Below are 20,267 nucleotides of genomic sequence, written 5' to 3'. Positions count from 1 at the left end.
CAGCATGAAATTAACCGAAAATAAAGCTGTTACCCGTTTCTATCTTGCCCTGAAGCTGCTTCTCGTTGCTACATTGTTCAGCTTGCCGGGGGCATCGGCTTTCGCCGTAGAAAAACCCTCGCAAGTACAGAAGCAGGTTCTTTCTACACCCCCTAAGGCGGCTGATGCACCTGCGAGTAGCAAACCGCAGGTTGAGGGTGAAGCAAAGGTGAACATAAATCAGGCAGATGCGGAAGAGCTCGCAAGCGTAATGAAAGGGGTTGGGTTGAAAAAAGCAGAGGCAATTGTCCGGTATCGGGAACAGAATGGGCCATTTACCGAGATTGAGCAATTGCAGGAGGTACCTGGGATTGGGCCATCGATAATGGAAAGGAATCGTGATCGGCTGAAAATGTGATCCCGCTCGCGGCTGCGTGGCAAAGTGCCATTGCTGCCGCTTTCCTCTGCTATATTCCACAGGTCATACCAGTTACCCATCGCAAATACTTTGTCTTTAGGCATATCACCCGTTGGCAAGAGATCAGCCCAATAGGACACTCCGAAGACTCAGGTTTAGCCCACTATCATCAGAGGCAGGAGCGGTTATTTCACTATGCAAACTTATATTACGGTTCGTGGTTATCATCTTGATTTTTATCAACATGTTAATAATGCGCGTTATCTGGAATTCCTAGAGGAAGCGCGTTGGGAATGGCTTGAAGATCTGGAAGCGTTCCATTGGATGACGCAGAATAACGTTGCTTTTATCGTGGTTAACATCAATATCAATTACCGTAAGCCAGCAGTGCTGGGTGATAAGCTGCGTATCGATAGCAAAATGCTGCAATTAAATGGCAAGAGTGGTGTGCTGAGCCAGCAAGTAACGCTCGAACCGGAAGGGACACCGGTAGCTGATGCCACACTGACATTTGTCTGTATCGACTTGAAAACCCAGCGCGCATTACCCATTGAGGGAGAACTGCTCGAGCATCTGGTGGCGTTGCAGCAGAAGGATATACAGCCTTGATTCATTGGCTTAGTTATATCCTTTATTTCAAGTTGCTTGGGTGTTAGCTGAGTTACCAGGCCATACTGGGTCTCACCCAGTCACATAGTTAGCCATGTGACTGGGGATTATGAGCCTCGATTAGGCCATCCTAGGGGGTTGCATAAGCGGTTTCTATTTGATTGAGCTTCAAATCAGTCCGATTTTTTGTTTCATGCTGGCCATAACAACGGTTTTGTTATGCTTATATTGCTGTAGTCCGTTAGCGCGTAAGTGGCAGGCTGCGCATTCACCACAGCCATCGCCTTGGATACCGTTATAGCAGGTGAGCGTATCGTGGCGGATGCGCTCCATTTGCTGGTAATAATCCGCCAACGCCCAGGTTTCTGCCTTGTTAAGCCACATCAGCGGCGTTTCAAAGCGGATAGCGCGTGCGATACCTAATGTAATAGCGTGATTAAGCGCCTTGACGAATTCGTCACGGCAGTCTGGATAACCAGAAAAATCGGTTTCGCAAACGCCGGTTATCACAGCTTCTGCCTGCACCTGGTAAGCGTAAATAGATGCCAGCGTCAGGAAAAGGATATTGCGGCCAGGTACGAAGGTATTTGGCAACGCCTCTTGTGGCGAACTTTGGTGATCTGGAACGGGTATGTTGTCACGAGTCAGGCTACTGATTGCCAACTCATTCAGTAAACCAACATTCAGCACCTTATGTGCTTTGGCTCCCAACTCTTGAGATAACTTTTCTGCAACCTCTATTTCAGCGCGATGACGCTGGCCATAATCAAACGTGATGCAGTGAACTTCATCGTACTGTTGCAATGCCCGAATCAAGCATGTCGTGGAGTCTTGTCCACCGCTGAAAACGACGACTGCGCGCTTCATAGGATCTACCTTCTGTATAGAAGCCATTCCCGATGCACAATCGGGCGGCTGATTTATGCTCCTGAACTAAAACGATCAGGCTGTATATCTAAGTGACTACAAGTTTCAGGTATGTTGCCTCCTGTCGTGCAGGAGCCCGCTTGTGCGGTTATGGTACCAGATATGATGTATGTACCGTAGGAAGTTGACAACTCCGTTACCCTTAAAGCTACGGCGGTGCTGGCTTGCAGGGCAACTTGTGGTTACTTGAGTATAACTGGTTACTGAGTTGAAGGTTCCAGTGGCGGCGGTAACCAGGCTTGGCAAAAATCAAACCAGCCGTAGGCGGTGAGCATCACTCCTTGAATGCGTGGTGGCGCACTTACCTGATACTGATAATTGAATAGCGGTGTCAGGATCGCGGCATCCATTAATTGCTGGTAATAATCTTTCAGCAGGCGATAGCGTTCATGTTGTTCTGGACACTGTTGGATATGAAGCAGGATTTTTTGCTGATATTGCCATCTCTCTTCAGACAGTATCCCCTTCCACAACACATCGCGCCTTAACCAGCTTTCCAGGGTAGCCTCTGGTGCCTCACCAATCAGATTATCAGCCAGTAACAGGTCGGCTTGAGCAATCTGCTCGCTGCTTTGCCAGCGTTTGTTTGAGGAATAGCGGATTTCTAATTGGCAGCCCTGTTCTGCCAATAACTGTTGCAAAGATTGGGTCACTGTTTCCAGTTCGATCGGGGGATGGTACAGCAACGTCAATCTGGCTGGCAGTTCAACATCCTCAATCTGATGCTCGGGGATTGCCCAGCCGGGTAGCATCTCATGGCTAGGTGTAATCACTCCATGTTGGATGGGCAGGTTAGCCAGTAATCCTGAACGTTGGATCAGCATTAACAGCTTTTGACCTTGAGCTTCACTCAGGATATTACGGCGCTGATTGATAGCTAGGTAACACCATCCCAGACTCATGCTGCGCTGCACCGGCCGTGCCTGTGCCAGTTCCTCCTGTTGACCAATGGTGATCCGTACCGGATGCTGGCAAGAGGCACCCGTACCATTAGTCTGTAAATCGGGGGTGATCCAGTATTCAATGCTTTCTAGATAAGGGTGCTGGAGATGATAGTAAGGGTGCTGTTGCAGCCTTACCATATGGGGTTCATTCATAACCAGTTTGAATGGGCCTGCGCCCAACGCGGGTAATTCGGGGTGTGTCATCAGGCAGGGAAGTTCCGCCAACCTGTGCGCTAGCCAGTAATCGGGTATCTCCAGATCGAACTGAATGCATAATGCATGAGGCATACATACGGCTGCCACACTCTGCAATAAAGGCTGGCTGCGTGGATGTTGGCACAACTTTTTGAGAGTCTGCAGCAATTGTTGGCCTGTCAGTATCTCCCCATTATGCCAGCGTAATTGGCTGCGCAGAAAGAATTGCCAACGCAAACCATCTTCGCTGACCAGCCAATGATGTGCCAGGTCGGGCTGCGGTTCGGGGCAACCGGTATTAAAGCGCGTTAATCCGGCATAAATGGTGGCAACCAGATGCTGCTCTGCGCGGCCATTTAGCGATAGTGGATCCAGTTTTTCCAGTGCACGATAGTAAGGGATACGAAGCGTAGGGTTTCCTTCCTGCCACTGGCCGCCGAGGTGAGGGCTCAGCAACTCATGTAAATGCTGCGGAGCAAGCTGCGCCATCTCCAATGCGCCCTGATGATCGCCCAGTTGCAACAGGTGTTGCAGATAGGCTGTCCGCAACTCATCGGGAGTCTTTAGACATTGCAGTTGTGCTCGTTTGCCACGTCCGGCTTGCGAATGCCAACTTAACCACCCTTGTTCTTGCAGTTGCTGCACCAGAGTGCGTGCATGGCGTTCACTGCAATAGAACATGGCGGCCAGTTCTCCAACTGTAATCGCCACCGGCGTAACGCCTATTTGTTGATACAAACGTTGATATTGGCTGAGGCGATGAACCAGACGCATAGTGATATCCTTCGTCTTTGAGTTAGGGGTATAAATCCGGAAGTGTTTATGCAAATTGTTCACTATTACTTCCGTAAATACCACTTCATACTGCACCGATTGTAGTAACGTCACATTCAAGAGGTTTTTATGTATCGCCTGGCGGCTTTCGATATGGATGGCACTTTACTGACTCCCGAACATCGAGTCGGGCCAGAAACGCTGGCCGTGCTGAATCAGCTTATCGAAAGAGGTATGACAGTAACGTTTGCGACCGGGCGACATTACCTGGATGCACAGCCGATCATGGCGCAGTTGGGATTACGAGGCTACCTAATCACCGGTAACGGCACCCGAATCCATGATGAGCAGGGGCAGCAACTGCATGCCACGGATTTACCGCCAGATATCGCTGAAGAAGTTTTGCACACCCACTGGCGAACCGCAGCCAGCATGCACGTCTTTCGAGACGAAGGCTGGTTGACTGAATATGCAGTACCAGAAATGTTGGCGGCCCATCATCTCAGCGGTTTTAGTTTTGAATTGACGGATTTACGAAGCTTACCGGCGTTTGGTAACAGCAAAATCTGCTTTTGCGCACCTCATGAATCATTAATTGAACTCCAGGGGCAACTACGTGAACACTTTGGTTCGCGTGTCGATCTGTGTTTTTCTGCTTACGACTGTCTCGAAGTGCTGCCGCAGGGGTGTAATAAAGGAGCGGCTTTGGACCGGTTAAGCCGTCATCTGGGATTGACTCTGGCAGACTGTATGGCCTTTGGCGATGCGATGAATGACAAAGAAATGCTATCGGGGGTGGGGCACGGTGTGGTGATGGGTAATGCTCTACCACAGTTAAAATTAATGCTGCCCCAGCTACAGGTTATTGGCCACTGTGAACAACAGGCGGTGGCTCACTATTTACAACATTGGCTGCGTTCACCACACCTCACCTATTCCCCCGAATTATGAGGTTTAACTCTTGCAGCCAGCCGGGTAGGACTACCCGGCTTTTTTATATCTGCTAAAGCTCTTTCAGTTGAACCAGCCAGGGAGTCAGATCCCCGATGTTTTGGCTGACCCACTCCGGATTGTAGTAGGTGTCCAGATAGCGTTCCCCACTGTCGCATAACAGCGTAACGATCGCGCCTCGCTCGTTTCTTTCCCGCATCTGTTTAGCCAGTTGCATCGCGCCCCAAACGTTAGTGCCGGTTGACGCGCCCACTTTACGGCCCAATAGGGTTTCCAGCCAATGAATGGTAGCAATGCTTGCCGCATCAGGCACTCGCAGCATATTGTCTATCACCGAAGGGATAAACGATGGCTCTGCACGCGGGCGCCCAATTCCCTCAATCCGGCTGCCGCAACTGCCAATGATTGTACGGTCGCCATGATGGAAGCAGTCATAGAACACCGAGTTTTCAGGATCGACTACGGTCAGTTGCGTATCATGACCCTGATAGCGAATATAGCGGCCTAGCGTGGCTGAGGTGCCACCGGTACCTGCACTCATCACAATATGTTTTGGCACCGGATAGGGTTCACTGGTCATCTGGCGGAAAATACTGTCAGCGATGTTATTGTTGCCGCGCCAGTCGGTGGCGCGCTCGGCGAAAGTGAACTGATCCATGTAGTGCCCGTTCAATTCTTTCGCCAGTTCTTCCGATGCCGCATAAATCTGCGCTGCGTGATCAACAAAATGGCAACGGCCACCGTAAAAAGCAATTTGCTCGACTTTACGCCGAGCGGTACAAGAAGGCATCACCGCGATAAACGGCAAACCGAGCAAGCGGGCAAAATAGGCTTCTGAGACGGCAGTGCTACCTGAAGAGGCTTCAATAATCGGGGTATTCTCTTTAATCCAGCCATTGCACAAGCCGTACAGGAACAGCGAACGTGCCAAACGGTGTTTTAGACTACCTGTTGGATGCGTGCTTTCATCCTTAAGATAAAGATAGATCCCGGGGAATGCTGGCAGATCCAAGCGGATCAGGTGCGTATCCGCCGAACGTTTTAAGTCCGCTTCTATCTCTCCGACTGCATATTTTATCCAAGCGTTGGTCATTATCTGGCCTCAAAACAGTGGGCTTATTTACAATCCAGCATAGCGTTTTTATAGGAAAAAAAGGTTGCCATTTATACTGTTTAATCGCTTAATGGGAGAAATTTTTTCTATTAAATGACCATATGCTGGATAAAACAGACCGAAAACTGTTGTGCATGCTGCAACAGGATTGCACCCAATCACTGCAAACACTGGCGGAATCGGTGAATTTGACTTCTACGCCGTGCTGGAAAAGGCTTAAAAGGCTGGAAGATGATGGCTATATTCGCGGGCGAGTTGCTTTGCTGGATAATGAAAAACTCGGGCTTGGGCTAACGGCTTTTGTTCTGATAAAAACCCAGCAACACAGTAGCGAATGGTATCATAAGTTTGTCGAGCTCGCCGCGCAGATGCCCGAGGTTCTGACTTTTTATCGCATGGCGGGAGAGTACGATTACCTGATGCAGGTGGTTGTGGCCGACATGAAAAGCTATGACAACTTCTACAAACGCTTGGTGAATGGCGTACCCGGTTTGATTGATGTTACCTCCAGTTTTGCAATGGAAACCATCAAAAGTACCACGGCGCTGCCGGTGCCGGAATGAATGGTTCACGCTACTTTTTCCCTGAGTAAGCTGGCCAATCATCTGTAGTAAACCCATCTGGAATATAACCGCGTGAGATTATTTGCTCAAATCGGCTGGTACTTTCGCCGTGAGTGGCGCCGCTACCTGGGGGCAGTGGTACTGCTGATCATTATTGCCATGTTGCAACTGCTGCCACCAAAACTGGTCGGTATCATTGTTGACGGCATCACTGAGAAACAGATGTCGACCAACGTGCTGATGGCATGGCTGGGGCTAATGCTTGGTACGGCGATCGTCGTTTATCTGCTGCGCTATGTGTGGCGGGTGCTGCTGTTCGGTGCTTCCTATCAGCTTGCCGTGGAATTGCGAGAAGATTTCTATCGCCAGCTCAGCCGACAGAATCCAGCCTTTTACCTGCGTCACCGCACCGGCGATCTCATGGCTCGTGCCACCAATGATGTGGATCGCGTGGTCTTTGCCGCTGGAGAGGGGGTTTTGACGTTGGTGGACTCCCTGGTGATGGGGCTTGCCGTATTAATCGTGATGAGTACTCAGATCAGTTGGCAGTTGACCCTGATTTCGCTAATTCCTATGCCTATCATGGCGATTGCGATCAAGCATTACGGCGATCAACTTCATCAGCGCTTTAAAGCGGCGCAGGCGGCGTTTTCTACCCTCAACGATCAGGCGCAGGAAAGCATGACCAGTATTCGCATGATCAAGGCGTTTGGCTTAGAAGCTCGTCAATCCAGCCAGTTTGCCGAGGTTGCAGCGCAAACGGGGGCGAAGAACATGCACGTAGCACGTGTCGACGCGCGTTTTAATCCGACGATTTATATCGCGATTGGTGCCTCTAACCTGTTGGCTATCGGCGGTGGTAGCTGGATGGTAGTGAACGGCTCCCTTTCTCTGGGCCAACTGACCAGTTTCGTGATGTACCTGGGGCTGATGATCTGGCCGATGCTCGCCTTGGCCTGGATGTTCAATATTGTCGAGCGGGGTAGCGCAGCCTACAGCCGCATCCGCAGCTTGTTGCGAGAGGCACCTGCTGTGCAAGATGGTGAACTCGAAATCCCAGCTGGGCGCGGCAATCTGCTGGTTGATATCAAACTGTTCAATTACCCGCAAACCCAAAAACCCGCGCTGCATGATGTTGCACTGCAACTGCAACCAGGGCAAATGCTGGGCATCTGTGGGCCAACCGGTGCGGGGAAATCGACGCTGTTATCCCTGATCCAGCGCCAATTTGACATTGAGAGTGGCCAAGTCAGCTACCACGGTTTGCCGCTTACCCAGATAAAACTCGATGCATGGCGTTCACGTATATCGGTAGTGAGCCAGACCCCCTTTCTGTTCTCAGATAGCGTGGCTAATAATATTGCCCTGGGTAACCCTGCGGCAACGCAAGAGCAGATTGAGCAGGCTGCGCGCCTGGCCAGTGTCCATGAGGATATTCTGCGGTTGCCTCAGGGTTATGAGACCGAAGTGGGGGAACGCGGCGTAATGCTTTCTGGTGGCCAGAAACAGCGGATCTCCATTGCACGAGCTCTGCTGCTGGATGCCGAAATTCTGATCCTGGATGATGCGCTCTCTGCGGTTGATGGACGTACCGAGTACCAAATCCTTTACAACCTCCGCAGTTGGGGGAAAAACCGTACGGTGATCATCAGCGCGCACCGTCTCTCAGCCTTGACTGAGGCCAGTGAAATTCTGGTAATGCAACAGGGAACGGTCGTACAGCGTGGGCGGCATGCGCTACTGGCGGCCCAACCCGGTTGGTATCGTGATATGTACCGCTATCAGCAGTTGGAAGCCGCGTTGGATGAGTCTCCTGAAAACGCAGAGGAGGCCTTGGTCGATGAGTAAAATGCAACAGTTGTGGCCAACGCTGAAACGGCTGTTGGCTTACGGTTCTCCTTACCGTAAACCACTGGGGCTGGCGGTGATGATGCTGTGGATTGCCGCTGCGGCAGAAGTCGCCGGTCCGATATTGATTGGCTATTTTATCGATAACTATGTTGCCAGGGGCCAGTTACCGCTGAAGATTGTCGGCGGTTTGGCCGTAGCCTATATCCTATTGGAACTGCTCGCTGCGGTAATGCAGTATTTCCAGGCGATCCTGTTTAATCAGGCCGCCGTCGGCGTAGTGCAGAGGCTGCGCATTGATGTGATGGATGCGGCACTGCGTCAACCATTGAGTGCATTCGATACCCAGCCCGTTGGGCAATTGATCTCGCGGGTGACCAACGATACCGAAGTGATCAAAGATCTGTATGTCATGGTGGTGTCCACGGTACTGAAAAGTGCAGCGCTGATCGGTGCAATGCTGGTGGCGATGTTCAGCCTTGACTGGCGTATGGCGTTGGTCGCGATTTGCATATTCCCCGCTGTATTTACGGTAATGGGGATCTATCAATATTACAGCACGCCGATTGTTCGCCGGGTACGCAGTTATCTTGCAGATATCAACGACGGTTTCAATGAAGTGATAGGTGGAATGAGCGTGATCCAGCAGTTCCGCCAACAGCAGCGTTTTGGTGAGCGCATGAGTGCGGCAAGCCGCTCGCATTATATTGCACGGATGCAGACCTTGCGGTTGGATGGTTTCCTGTTACGGCCTTTGCTCAGCCTATTCTCTGCACTGGTATTGTGTGGTTTGCTGATGTTGTTTGGCTTCAGCGGGGAAGGGGCTATCGGGGTAGGGGTATTGTATGCCTTTATCAACTACCTTGGCCGCTTGAATGAGCCATTGATTGAGTTAACTGCCCAACAATCGATTTTGCAGCAGGCAGTGGTCGCGGGCGAGCGCATCTTCGAGCTAATGGATCGCAGCCAGCAGCGTTATGGCAGCGACGAGCGTCCGTTGGCAAGTGGACGTATCGATATCAGTGGCCTGAGTTTCGCCTACCGTAGTGACAAAAAGGTGTTGCAGCACATCTCACTGAGCGTCCCTCCACGGGGTTTTGTTGCCTTGGTTGGGCATACCGGCAGCGGTAAGAGCACGCTGGCTAACTTGTTGATGGGGTATTACCCATTAAGTGAGGGTGAAATTCGTTTGGATGGGCGCCTGCTATCCAGCCTTTCGCATAGAACCTTGCGGCAAGGCATAGCCATGGTGCAGCAAGATCCGGTGGTTATGGCTGAATCAGTGTTGGCCAACGTGACGCTTGGGCGCAATATCAGCGAGCAAGTGGTCTGGAAGGCGCTGGAAACGGTGCAACTGGCGGAGTTGGTACGAGGATTACCTCAGGGGATCCAGACGCGTCTTGGGGAGCAGGGGAATAATTTATCGGTTGGTCAGAAGCAATTGCTCGCTATGGCACGTGTATTGGTGCTGGCTCCCAAAATCCTGATCCTCGATGAAGCTACTGCTAACATTGACTCAGGTACTGAGCAGGCGATTCAGCGTGCGCTGCGCCTGATCCGTGAACATACGACGCTGGTTGTTATTGCCCACCGCCTTTCCACGATTGTCGATGCTGATTCTATCCTGGTACTGCACCGTGGTCATGCGGTTGAGCAGGGTAACCATCAGCAACTCTTGGCACAGCAGGGGCGTTATTATCAGATGTACCAGTTGCAACTGGTAGGGGAGGAACTGGCTGCGTGTGCTGGCGAAATCCCCCAACCGCTTTAGGCTGTGTCCCTCCATTTCCCGTGGTGCCGTCGCAGACCCAAAAGCCTGTTATCAAGGCGGAGGGTGAAGGGCAGAGTGGCTCTCTGTTCAACAGCCTACTCCTCCCATCAAAAGCTCCTCAATCAAGGAGCTCTTGATTTTTGCACCACAAACAAACCTTCACTGTTTTGCAGTTATCATCGCTGCACGTTTTGATGGCGCAGTGCACTAAAATAGTGCAAAACAAGATCCGTTATTGGTACCGTAACGGATAGTCAGTGCCATAATCCCTACCCAACCTTCATAACGCACTGAATCATAATGAATAATTATTTATGGCACAGTCTTTGCTTATCTAGAATTGTACCAAGAGTGAGTTTTCTAGGCTTAATTCGCGGAGAGGCAATATGAAACTGGTTACCGTGGTGATCAAACCATTCAAGTTAGAGGACGTGCGTGAAGCCTTATCCTCCGTAGGTATTCAGGGGCTGACCGTCACTGAGGTTAAGGGTTTTGGTCGCCAGAAGGGCCATGCTGAGCTCTATCGAGGAGCTGAATACAGCGTCAATTTCTTGCCCAAAGTCAAAATTGACATTGCTATTGCCGATGATCAGTTAGATGAAGTCATTGATGTCATCAGTAAAGCGGCCTATACCGGAAAAATTGGTGACGGCAAGATTTTCGTTGCCGAATTGCAACGCGTCATTCGTATTCGTACTGGCGAAACAGACGAAGCGGCACTTTAAGCACCAGCTCGGTCAAGTGAATGGGGATGGATCGATTATGAGAAGACTTTTATCCATGTTGGGCCTGAGTTTGGTAACCCTGGTTCCTTCTTTGGCTATGGCCGCTCCTGCTGTGGCAGATAAGGCTGACAACGCGTTTATGATGATTTGTACCGTGCTGGTGCTATTCATGACGCTGCCTGGTATTGCGTTGTTTTACGGTGGATTGCTGCGCGCCAAGAACGTACTTTCGATGTTGACCCAAGTTACGGTGACCTTTGCTTTGGTGTGCGTACTGTGGGTTTTCTATGGTTACACGCTGGCTTTCAGCGAAGGGAACGCCTTCTTTGGCGGTTTTCAGACGGTGATGCTTAAAGGGATCGGCATAGATAGCGTGACCGGCACTATGAGCCAAATGATCCACGTTGTTTTCCAGGCTTCCTTTGCCTGTATTACCGTAGCTTTGGTGGTGGGGGGCTTTGCCGAGCGTATTCGCTTCTCTGCAGTGATCATCTTCGCCGCTATCTGGTTCACCATTTCCTACCTGCCGATTGCGCATATGGTGTGGGGTGGTGGATTGTTGGCAAAAGATGGTGCTCTGGACTTTGCTGGTGGAACCGTTGTGCACATCAACGCGGCCAGTGCTGGTTTGGTAGGGGCTTACCTGCTTGGCAAGCGCGCCGGATTTGGCAAAGAAGCGTTCAAGCCTCATAACCTGCCGATGGTATTTACCGGGGCCTCTATATTGTACATCGGTTGGTTCGGCTTCAACGCCGGTTCAGCCAGCGCAGCCAACGGGATTGCCGCTCTGGCATTCCTCAACACGGTCATAGCTACGGCGGGTGCAATTCTCTCTTGGACCTTTGCTGAGTGGATAATGCGGGGTAAACCTTCGCTGCTGGGAGCTTGTTCAGGCTGTATTGCCGGTCTGGTTGCGGTAACTCCTGCGGCAGGTACCGTGGGCGTGGGGGGAGCGCTGATTATTGGCCTGTTGGCGGGGGTGGCTGGCCTGTGGGGGGTAGTAACGCTGAAGAAATGGCTGAAAGTGGATGATACCTGCGATGTGTTTGGTGTCCACGGCGTGTGCGGCATTGTTGGCTGCCTGCTGACCGGTGTGTTTACTGCTTCATCACTGGGCGGTACGGGCTATGCAGCGGGAGTGACCATGGGCCATCAAATGTGGATCCAACTATTGAGTGTGGTTGTGACTCTGGTGTGGTCGAGCGTAGCGGCGTTTATCGCTTTCAAAGTGGCCGGTGCGATTGTGGGGCTGAGAGTACCTGAAGAACAAGAGCGTGAAGGTCTGGATGTTAACAGCCATGGTGAAAATGCCTACAACCAGTAACACAGGTAATGCCATTAACTGAATTATCGATAATTAACATGTACAAAGAGGGGCGATGGCGACATCGCCCCTCTCTCTTTTTATGCATCGCGCTGACGCATAACGCCTTCTTGCACGGAAGTGGCTATCAGCACTCCGTCACGGGTATAGAACTGCCCACGCACGAAACCACGAGCGCCGGAAGCCGAGGTGCTTTCCACTACGTAAAGTAACCAATCATCTAAACGGAATGGGCGGTGGAACCACATAGAGTGATCGATGGTGGCAACTTGCATCCCTGGTTCAAGGAAACCGATGCCATGTGGCTGCAGTGCAGTGGGTAAGAAATTGAAGTCAGAAGCATAGCCGAGCAGATACTGATGGATACGCTGGTCATCTGGCATAGCGCCGTTGGCACGGAACCAAACATGTCGAATAGGTTCTTCAATGCTCCCTTTCAACGGATTATGGAATTTTACCGGGCGCATCTCGAGCGGCTTTTGGCCAATAAACTTGTCACGTACTTTCTCTGGCAACATGTACGCCAGTTTTTGCGCGATTTCAGACTCTGACAACAGGCCTTCTGGCGGAGGCACGTCCGGCATGGTGTTCTGGTGCTCAAAGCCTTGCTCGGGGATTTGGTAAGAGGCTGTCATGTAGAAAATAGGCTTACCATTTTGAATGGCGCTCACACGACGTGCACTGAAACTATTACCGTCACGCAGAGATTCTACATCATAAATAATGGGTTTGCTGCTGTCTCCTGGACGCAGGAAATAGCTATGAAATGAATGAACACTACGCTCTAAAGGAACGGTTTGTTTTGCGGCGTACAGTGCTTGGCCAACGACTTGCCCGCCAAATACTTGGCGTAAGCCCAGATCCTCGCTCTGGCCGCGAAATAGACCCTCTTCAATTTTTTCCAGGTTCAGCAGGTTAAGGAGGTTTTCTAGTGCCTGACTCATAAAGTAGCGTTCCTCGTAGTCATAATGTTAGGGCAGTGTGCTTAATATGATGGCAGGACGTCAATTATATTGCATTGTCTGGTTGGTAACCGTTGGTGAACTGTGGATGTTTTGAGCTTATCGAGTGATGTTAATTATCAGTGTTATTAAGTAGCTGAGTGGTTCCAATGCTGCTCTCTGGGGATTTATCAGAATTATACTCTATTTTTAATGTTTAATATGGTTTAAGTTGTTATCTGTTAAATAACAATAAAGGATAAATAACTATGAGAAATTGGAAGATAGTTGGGGGTGCAATTGCGCTGACAATCTTGTTAGCAGGCTGTTCCCCCAAGAATATGGATGCTCCCACTCAGGCTACCGATACCTCTGCCGTAGCGCAAATGCCGATTCAGGGCCCGGTAGTGCAGGGTACAGTTAACATTCGCCAACGTATTGCTTTGCCGCCTGATGCAGTCCTGACGGTGACACTGTCTGATGCATCACTTGCTGATGCGCCTTCAAAAGTCATCTCACAGCTCGCAATCCGAACAGAAGGTCAGCAGGCACCTTTCAGCTTCGTATTGCCGTATACACCTGATGAAATCCAACCTAATGCGCGCATTATCCTGAGCGCAGCGATTACGTCGAATGGTCAGCTTATGTTCATTACGGACACGATCCATGAAGTGATCAACCGTAACGGAACCGGCGCTGATTTATTGCTGGTTCCTGTGCAGAATACTTCGATTCAGGTGACACCAGCGTCAGCTCAGTAACGCTAAGTCTCTTCAATAGCCTTTGGGGCATCCTCAAAGGCTATTTTGTTTACTCCCAGCGCCAGCCGTAAACGGCCAGATTTATCTGCCCTTGCGCGGAGAATTCAACTCCTTCAGCCTTTAATGCCTGCTTTTGCCGGATGTAGTCATCACCACGCAGTGAAATTTCTCCATGGCGGTTAATGACTCGATGCCAGGGCAAAGAACTACCTGCCGGAAGTTTTTTCAATACTCCCCCAACCTGCCTCGCTGCACGTGATGAGCCGGCCAACCTCGCCACTTCGCCGTAGGTGGTTACCTTGCCATAGGGTATAGCGGCAATCACGTGAAATACGCGTTGACGAAATGTGGCGTCTTCAAGTGCCATACTTCTCTTCCTGCTGTAAAAACCGTTAGTGAAGTGTGCCACAGCCGGAGTGGGTAAGAAAACAGCGGTTGCTCTGGGTTGGCTTGCTATTTGGTTAGCCATCACCGATAATGCCCACCGCTTCGTAAGTTAATGAAGCCGTCAATGGGGGCCCTGTTGGTTCTCCCGCAACACTAACTTGTGAACTCGGTCAGATCCGGAAGGAAGCAGCCGTAGCAGGTGACGTGTGTGCCGGGATGTAGCTGGCAGGGCTCCCACCCAATTCTATTCTGCGATTCAAAAATGCACCGGCTGACGCCGATTATCTGCTCATAACGCTTCACGATTGCAGTAAAGCAACATCTCACGGATAAAATCTGACCAACACTTTGCGCTGTTTACCATAGCGTCACATTGCCCGCAGAGATATTGCGGCATTTTTGAAAGGGAATGTCAGCCTGCCGGAGTGGTCAGTGGCAAGAAACCGCCATCTAAATTAAACAATACGTTATCATGACGACTTTTTAAACTTTATACGGATCACTACTTTTACTATTAATGATTACTATTTTGCTACAGCTTTATATCATACACTTAGATGATGGATAATTAACCACTTTCATTTGCAGCGGCAATAGTCTTAGGGCACAGAAACGCCGTAGCGCTGTACAAAACACAGTTCACCAAAATTAATTGAAAACCTATTTCAATTGCTTCCGCAGCATTTCCAGCAAAGAAGCAATCTTTCAAAATTCAAAAAATACTAACCAGATCAAAGATCGATGCAGATAATATCATCGGCTCAACGCTAATTTCTTTGATTATCTTACGTATTTCCAAACAGCTACGGGGATTTTATCGTACAGCTTGTTCATGGTCAGCTCAGCAAGGCGATGGTCTGCCGCGGAGTAGAAAAGCTCCAGCTCATCGTTAGATAGCTCGTACTTGTTTTTCTCAATAACACGTTCAAGAGTTTCAATCGTAGTGCATTTACGCAAACGCATCAAATAGTCAATTTTAGTCATGGTAACCTTTAATCTTATTAACTGTAGAATTAATTGAGGATAATTATCCTCTAAGTTTTCATTGTGGTACAGGTGCCCTCTCCTGAGAACATTCTGAATGTTCGCGCCTTGGTTTTTTCCCAACGGCGTAAGTCTGAGTCATTAATACCGTAACTACTGAACAGAGTATAGGTATCGTCGAGGTATTCTTCAACTACCCCCGACAAATCACTTTCTTCCACGTATTTAATTTTAAAACTCATTACAAATGAAGCAATATGTTCAATCAGCTCATTAAGCTGGAGATTGACGGAAGACGTAGGATCGTTTACCCAACCATGATGGCTGTCACCCAAGGTAGCGATGCCTTCGTCAGACAAATTTTCACACAAGAACTTGAGTTGAGCAATATCGTGCCTTTTTGGCGAATACTCATCCATATCATCCCCCGTCAGTCTTAATATCGGTGTTGATAACACTCTGTGAGTACACTGACTTACACCATATACTCGTTATACTCCACGCCGCATGCGTGTTGGCTGCACCTACGAGCTCCAGTCACATAGCTCTCTATGCTTCAGGGGCTCTCGAGCTTGCCTCCTTCATGTAACACGAATTATTTAAAGTATAAGCAAAAGAAGCTTGATACATGTAGTGACTTAATAAGCTTCCTGCATAATAAATATAAATCATTTTTTACCATCTGGCATTTTACTATTACCTAAACTTACAATTCATCAATAGTAGAAGAACATATGTTACCGATGGAGCAAAAAACCAAACCCTTTTCCCACAGGGTAAAAATAACAACGTCATTAATGTGTTTGCCACGGCTGATATCCAAGTATGCGCTAAAAATTGACCGATGCTGGAAGTAACTCATTGAATACTCGTTTTTGTTGATCTGCTCTAAGACCCTACAACAAAATGGGTATTGCCAAAGCAAAAAACACCATTGCTATCAGGACAGGCGTCAACTCAGGCCATTGTTCAATAAACACTTTCACTAAATTGCTCATTGAAAGCGTGTTTACTTCAGGGCAAATGATCGGCATAACGGCTATCTGGATGGCCTACATACTAGCCCCCTATCTTACTCCTTTTCTCTCCTTAGTGGGCAAACTTTTCGTTGAATAACGTTATTTTGCTTGCATTGGAAATATCCTAGGGCAGTGGGGGGCCTAAAGTGAAGAGCAGTGTTTTGATGCGGGAGATGAGGATTACGCGACTGCGGGTCTCTGCTGAGCGTGCTGGCCAAGGTTTTAGAGGGAGTGCAGGAACAAGATAGAAACCCCGCTAAGCGGTAACGGGGTTTAGACGGCAGATAGAAAGCCCGGTATTAACGTTTTTTCTTATAGCCTTGTACCGCTTTGAAACGTGGGTTGGACTTGCAGATCACGTAGATACGCCCATGGCGGCGTACAATTTTACAATCCGGATGGCGATTCTTTGCCGAACGCAATGAACTCAAGACTTGCATAATAATCCCTCGTTATTTTCTGCTGCCGATCAACCGGCCAAAACGTTTCTGGAAGCGTGCGGTGCTGCCTTCCTTCGAGAACTCTTTCTGCTTACCGGTAAAGTAAGGATGGGAAGCGGAAGAGACGTCAATAGTGACATAAGGTAAGCTTTCTCCATCAAGGTCGATAGTACGTTCGGTCTTGATGGTCGAACCTATTTTGAAGTAGGTATCAGCACTGAGATCGTGGAAGACCACGGTGCGGTAGTCTGGGTGAATGCCAGTTTTCATAATCAACTCATCTGTTATGTTATAATATAACAATAATTATGCATCTCCTCAGATTCATGTTCAACAGTAAAATGCATTTTTTAATGAGAATTATTTTCACCAATGAAATGACAGGCAAAGAAAAGGCCGCTCTGAAAGCGGCCTTCGGTTTTAACCAGAAAAGAATCAGTGATGCTTAACCGGGTGGGTATGTTCCAGATCTTCAGACTTTTTGCCGAAGCGGCGGCGGACCACCACAAAGAACACCGGTACAAAGAAAATAGCCAATACGGTTGCGGCTATCATTCCCCCCATAACACCGGTACCTACCGCGTTTTGAGCACCAGAGCCCGCACCACTGCTGATAACCAGCGGCAGAACCCCCAGAATAAAGGCTAAAGAAGTCATTAGGATAGGGCGCAGACGCATACGAACAGCCTCCAACGTACCTTCGATCAGCCCTTTACCTTCTTTTTCCATCAGGTCTTTGGCAAATTCCACTATCAATATTGCGTTTTTCGCCGAAAGCCCAATGGTGGTCAGCAGGCCTACTTTGAAATAAACATCATTTTCCAGCCCTCGCATTGTTGTGGCCAACAACGCGCCCACAATACCTAATGGGACGACCAGCATTACCGAGAATGGAATAGACCAGCTCTCGTATAGTGCAGCCAGACACAAGAACACCACTACCAGCGATATTACATACAGAGACATAGCCTGGTTACCGGATAGGCGTTCCTGATAAGACATGCCGGTCCAATCATAACCTATGCCGCTTGGTAGTTTGCCTGCAAGTTCTTCCATCAGGTTCATGGCTTCACCGTTACTCTTACCCGGAGCTGCCTGACCGAGGATCTCCATGGATGGCAGACCATTATAGCGTTCCAGACGAGGTGAACCGAACTCCCATTTGGCACTGGAGAATGAGGAGAACGGAACCATTTGGCCGGTGCTACCACGCACATACCAGTTATCAATATCACTTGGTAACATACGGAACGGCGCTTCAGCCTGCAGGTAAACCTTCTTCACACGGCCACGATCGATAAAATCGTTAACGTAAGCCCCACCTAAAGACGCGCTCAGAGTGGTGTTGATATCACTGAGGGAAATACCCAGTGCCTGCGCTTTTTCCTGGTCAATTTCCAGCCTGAACTGTGGCGTATCTTCGAGACCGTTCGGACGCATACCGACCAGCATGTCAGGATGTTGTGCTGCCATACCTAACAGCTGGTTTCGAGCCGCAGTCAGTTTGTCATGGCCCAGGTTAGCCTGATCGATCAACTGGAAGTCAAAGCCGCTTGCGCTACCCAGTTCAATGATTGCTGGCAGATTAAAGGCGAATACCATACCGTCCTTGATCTGAGAAAACGCCCCCATCGCTCGCCCTACAATCGCGGCCACCTTATTTTGCGGGCCATGACGTTCAGACCAGTCTTTCAGACTGACGAAGGCCAAACCGGTATTCTGCCCCTGTCCGCTGAAACCAAAACCGTTAACAGTAAACACGGAGTTAATGTTGTCTTTCTCATTGGTATGGAAGTAATCGTTTACTTCATCCAGCACTTTCTGGGTTCGTTCCTGTGTAGCACCTGCAGGGAGTTGCACCATGGACAACAGCATGCCCTGATCTTCCTCCGGCAGGAACGAAGAAGGCAGACGCAGGAACATCAGGCCCATGGCGATTACCAGCAGCACATAAATCACCAGATAACGGCCAGTGCTGCGCAAGATGTTTGCTACGCTATCGGTGTAATGATGGGTGCTCTTCTCAAACATGCGGTTAAACCAGCCGAAGAATCCGGTAGTCGCACCATGATCGCCTTTGGCAATCGGTTTGAGCATCGTGGCGCAAAGCGCCGGTGTCAGAATGAGCGCTACCAGCACCGACAGCACCATCGCCGAAACGATAGTAATCGAGAATTGACGGTAGATAGCACCGGTTGAGCCACCGAAGAAGGCCATTGGGACGAACACCGCCGACAGCACTAGCGCGATACCTACCAGAGCACCCTGGATCTGATCCATCGACTTGCGGGTGGCTTCTTTAGGCGGCAAGCCTTCTTCCGCCATCACACGTTCAACGTTTTCCACCACGACGATGGCATCGTCAACCAGCAGGCCGATGGCTAGTACCATCGCGAACATCGTCAGGGTGTTGATCGAATACCCGAAGGTCGCCAGTATTGCAAATGTGCCCAACAAGACTACCGGTACAGCGATCGTTGGGATCAACGTGGCGCGGAAGTTTTGCAGGAACAGATACATCACCATAAACACCAGAATGATCGCTTCAACCAGCGTTTTTACCACTTCATAAATGGAGATTTTAACGAATGGGGTGGTGTCGTAGGGGTAAACCACTTTTAGGCTGGAAGGGAAGAACGGTTCCAGCTTGGCCAGTTCGGCTTTAACTGCAGATGAAGTATTCAACGCATTGGCGCCGGTAGCCAGTTTGATACCGATACCGGAGGCGGGTTTACCGTTGTAGCGGGCGATCACGTTGTAGCTCTCACCGCCCAGCTCGACCTTGGCAACGTCACTCAGACGCACCTGCGAACCATCAGCATTGACTTTCAGCAAGATCTTACTGAACTCTTCCGGCGAGGTCAGGCGGGTCTGCGCAATGATTGATGCGTTCAACTGCTGGCCTTTCACCGGCGGTGTACCACCAAGCTGGCCTGCTGCGATCTGGTTGTTCTGGACGCGGATACTTGCAATAACATCCCCAGGGGTTAACTGGAAGTTGTTAAGCTTGTTTGGATCGAGCCAGATGCGCATCGCATATTGGGAGCCAAACAGCTGCACGGTACCAACACCGGAAGTACGGCTGATTGGATCCTTGATGTTGGAACCTACATAGTCCGCGATATCTTCCTGCGTCATACTCCCGTCTTCAGAAATAAAACCGGCAACCATCAGGAAGCTGCTGCTTGATTTCTCAACGCTGACGCCTTGTTGCTGCACTTCCTGTGGCAACAGCGGCATAGCCAGTTGCAGTTTGTTCTGCACCTGTACCTGAGCGATATCCGGATCGGTACCAGAGTCGAAGGTGAGTGTGATCTGAACACTGCCTGACGAGTCACTGCTTGAGGACATGTACAGCAGGTTATCGATACCGTTCATGTTCTGCTCGATGACCTGCGTCACTGTATCCTGCACTGTTTTCGCGTCTGCGCCCGGGTAGTTCGCGGAAATCGTCACTGCCGGTGGCGCAATCGTAGGATATTGCGCAATAGGCAGCTTCATTATCGACAGGATACCTGCCAGCATAATGATGATGGCGATTACCCACGCAAAAATGGGGCGATCTATAAAGAACTTAGCCATGTATTACCGGC

The 20,267-nt window shown here is 49.8% G+C and carries 19 protein-coding genes and 1 other RNA gene; 10 read left to right on the top strand and 10 right to left on the bottom strand.

Going from position 1 to position 20,267, the window contains the following annotated elements:
* Positions 1 to 4: 4 nt before the first annotated feature.
* Together SAQUA_RS17975 and SAQUA_RS17970 are read left to right on the top strand one after the other, a co-directional pair.
* Positions 5 to 397: a ComEA family DNA-binding protein gene (locus SAQUA_RS17975; RefSeq protein WP_380674740.1), complete on the top strand. Its 393-nt coding sequence runs from the start codon at positions 5 to 7 to the stop codon at positions 395 to 397.
* 195 nt (positions 398 to 592) lie between these two features.
* Positions 593 to 1,006: an acyl-CoA thioesterase gene (locus SAQUA_RS17970; protein ID WP_380674742.1), complete on the top strand. Its 414-nt coding sequence runs from the start codon at positions 593 to 595 to the stop codon at positions 1,004 to 1,006.
* A 168-nt stretch (positions 1,007 to 1,174) separates the two neighbouring features.
* Here the strand turns inward: SAQUA_RS17970 and queC are convergent, their stop codons facing one another.
* Positions 1,175 to 1,873 carry a 7-cyano-7-deazaguanine synthase QueC gene (gene queC / locus SAQUA_RS17965; protein WP_380674744.1) on the bottom strand — a complete coding sequence of 233 codons (699 nt, stop codon included), beginning with the start codon at positions 1,871 to 1,873 and terminating at the stop codon, positions 1,175 to 1,177.
* Between the two features lie 260 nt (positions 1,874 to 2,133).
* Positions 2,134 to 3,846, bottom strand: coding sequence for an SgrR family transcriptional regulator (locus SAQUA_RS17960; RefSeq protein WP_380674750.1), 1,713 nt, complete (start codon positions 3,844 to 3,846; stop codon positions 2,134 to 2,136).
* 129 nt (positions 3,847 to 3,975) lie between these two features.
* On the opposite strand from SAQUA_RS17960, the gene cof reads away from it, so the two are divergent.
* Positions 3,976 to 4,797 (top strand): HMP-PP phosphatase, encoded by an 822-nt coding sequence (cof, locus tag SAQUA_RS17955; RefSeq protein WP_380674752.1) that lies wholly within the window; start codon positions 3,976 to 3,978, stop codon positions 4,795 to 4,797.
* A 52-nt stretch (positions 4,798 to 4,849) separates the two neighbouring features.
* Here cof and SAQUA_RS17950 read toward each other — a convergent pair whose 3' ends face one another.
* Positions 4,850 to 5,890 (bottom strand): PLP-dependent cysteine synthase family protein, encoded by a 1,041-nt coding sequence (locus tag SAQUA_RS17950; protein ID WP_380674754.1) that lies wholly within the window; start codon positions 5,888 to 5,890, stop codon positions 4,850 to 4,852.
* 122 nt (positions 5,891 to 6,012) lie between these two features.
* Here SAQUA_RS17950 and SAQUA_RS17945 point away from each other — a divergent pair, with 122 nt between their 5' ends.
* From SAQUA_RS17945 to amtB, 5 genes are all read left to right on the top strand, one after another.
* On the top strand, positions 6,013 to 6,474 hold the full coding sequence (locus SAQUA_RS17945) for an Lrp/AsnC family transcriptional regulator (protein ID WP_380674756.1): 462 nt from the start codon (positions 6,013 to 6,015) through the stop codon (positions 6,472 to 6,474).
* A gap of 72 nt (positions 6,475 to 6,546) precedes the next feature.
* Positions 6,547 to 8,322: a SmdA family multidrug ABC transporter permease/ATP-binding protein gene (locus SAQUA_RS17940; protein WP_380674758.1), complete on the top strand. Its 1,776-nt coding sequence runs from the start codon at positions 6,547 to 6,549 to the stop codon at positions 8,320 to 8,322.
* Entirely contained in the window at positions 8,315 to 10,093 is a 1,779-nt protein-coding gene (locus SAQUA_RS17935; RefSeq protein ID WP_380674760.1) for a SmdB family multidrug efflux ABC transporter permease/ATP-binding protein, read from the top strand. The genes SAQUA_RS17940 and SAQUA_RS17935 overlap by 8 nt, the downstream gene beginning before the upstream one ends.
* A gap of 386 nt (positions 10,094 to 10,479) precedes the next feature.
* Positions 10,480 to 10,818: a P-II family nitrogen regulator gene (gene glnK, locus SAQUA_RS17930; RefSeq protein WP_002208627.1), complete on the top strand. Its 339-nt coding sequence runs from the start codon at positions 10,480 to 10,482 to the stop codon at positions 10,816 to 10,818.
* Positions 10,819 to 10,855: 37 nt separating this feature from the next.
* On the top strand, positions 10,856 to 12,142 hold the full coding sequence (gene amtB / locus SAQUA_RS17925; protein ID WP_380674763.1) for an ammonium transporter AmtB: 1,287 nt from the start codon (positions 10,856 to 10,858) through the stop codon (positions 12,140 to 12,142).
* A gap of 80 nt (positions 12,143 to 12,222) precedes the next feature.
* Here amtB and tesB read toward each other — a convergent pair whose 3' ends face one another.
* Positions 12,223 to 13,086, bottom strand: coding sequence for an acyl-CoA thioesterase II (gene tesB, locus SAQUA_RS17920; protein ID WP_380674765.1), 864 nt, complete (start codon positions 13,084 to 13,086; stop codon positions 12,223 to 12,225).
* A gap of 266 nt (positions 13,087 to 13,352) precedes the next feature.
* On the opposite strand from tesB, the gene SAQUA_RS17915 reads away from it, so the two are divergent.
* Positions 13,353 to 13,844, top strand: coding sequence for a YbaY family lipoprotein (locus SAQUA_RS17915; protein WP_380674767.1), 492 nt, complete (start codon positions 13,353 to 13,355; stop codon positions 13,842 to 13,844).
* Positions 13,845 to 13,893: 49 nt separating this feature from the next.
* Here the strand turns inward: SAQUA_RS17915 and SAQUA_RS17910 are convergent, their stop codons facing one another.
* Positions 13,894 to 14,211 (bottom strand): MGMT family protein, encoded by a 318-nt coding sequence (locus tag SAQUA_RS17910; RefSeq protein WP_380674769.1) that lies wholly within the window; start codon positions 14,209 to 14,211, stop codon positions 13,894 to 13,896.
* Between the two features lie 154 nt (positions 14,212 to 14,365).
* On the opposite strand from SAQUA_RS17910, the gene ffs reads away from it, so the two are divergent.
* Positions 14,366 to 14,462, top strand: an RNA gene (gene ffs / locus SAQUA_RS17905) — signal recognition particle sRNA small type.
* A gap of 549 nt (positions 14,463 to 15,011) precedes the next feature.
* Here the strand turns inward: ffs and SAQUA_RS17900 are convergent.
* From SAQUA_RS17900 to acrB, 5 genes are all read right to left on the bottom strand, one after another.
* Positions 15,012 to 15,215 carry an HHA domain-containing protein gene (locus SAQUA_RS17900; protein WP_317693163.1) on the bottom strand — a complete coding sequence of 68 codons (204 nt, stop codon included), beginning with the start codon at positions 15,213 to 15,215 and terminating at the stop codon, positions 15,012 to 15,014.
* A gap of 50 nt (positions 15,216 to 15,265) precedes the next feature.
* Positions 15,266 to 15,634 carry an Hha toxicity modulator TomB gene (gene tomB, locus SAQUA_RS17895; protein ID WP_380674772.1) on the bottom strand — a complete coding sequence of 123 codons (369 nt, stop codon included), beginning with the start codon at positions 15,632 to 15,634 and terminating at the stop codon, positions 15,266 to 15,268.
* Between the two features lie 899 nt (positions 15,635 to 16,533).
* Positions 16,534 to 16,674, bottom strand: coding sequence for a type B 50S ribosomal protein L36 (gene ykgO / locus SAQUA_RS17890; RefSeq protein ID WP_380674774.1), 141 nt, complete (start codon positions 16,672 to 16,674; stop codon positions 16,534 to 16,536).
* 12 nt (positions 16,675 to 16,686) lie between these two features.
* Positions 16,687 to 16,944, bottom strand: coding sequence for a type B 50S ribosomal protein L31 (locus tag SAQUA_RS17885; RefSeq protein ID WP_380674776.1), 258 nt, complete (start codon positions 16,942 to 16,944; stop codon positions 16,687 to 16,689).
* A gap of 165 nt (positions 16,945 to 17,109) precedes the next feature.
* Positions 17,110 to 20,256 carry a multidrug efflux RND transporter permease subunit AcrB gene (acrB, locus tag SAQUA_RS17880; RefSeq protein WP_380674778.1) on the bottom strand — a complete coding sequence of 1,049 codons (3,147 nt, stop codon included), beginning with the start codon at positions 20,254 to 20,256 and terminating at the stop codon, positions 17,110 to 17,112.
* Positions 20,257 to 20,267: the final 11 nt, after the last annotated feature.

The sequence above is a fragment of the Serratia aquatilis genome (genome assembly GCF_044865145.1).
Taxonomy (GTDB): domain Bacteria; phylum Pseudomonadota; class Gammaproteobacteria; order Enterobacterales; family Enterobacteriaceae; genus Chania; species Chania aquatilis.
The sequence above is the reverse complement of the archived record's forward strand: the minus strand, read 5'-3'. Positions and strand labels throughout refer to the sequence as shown.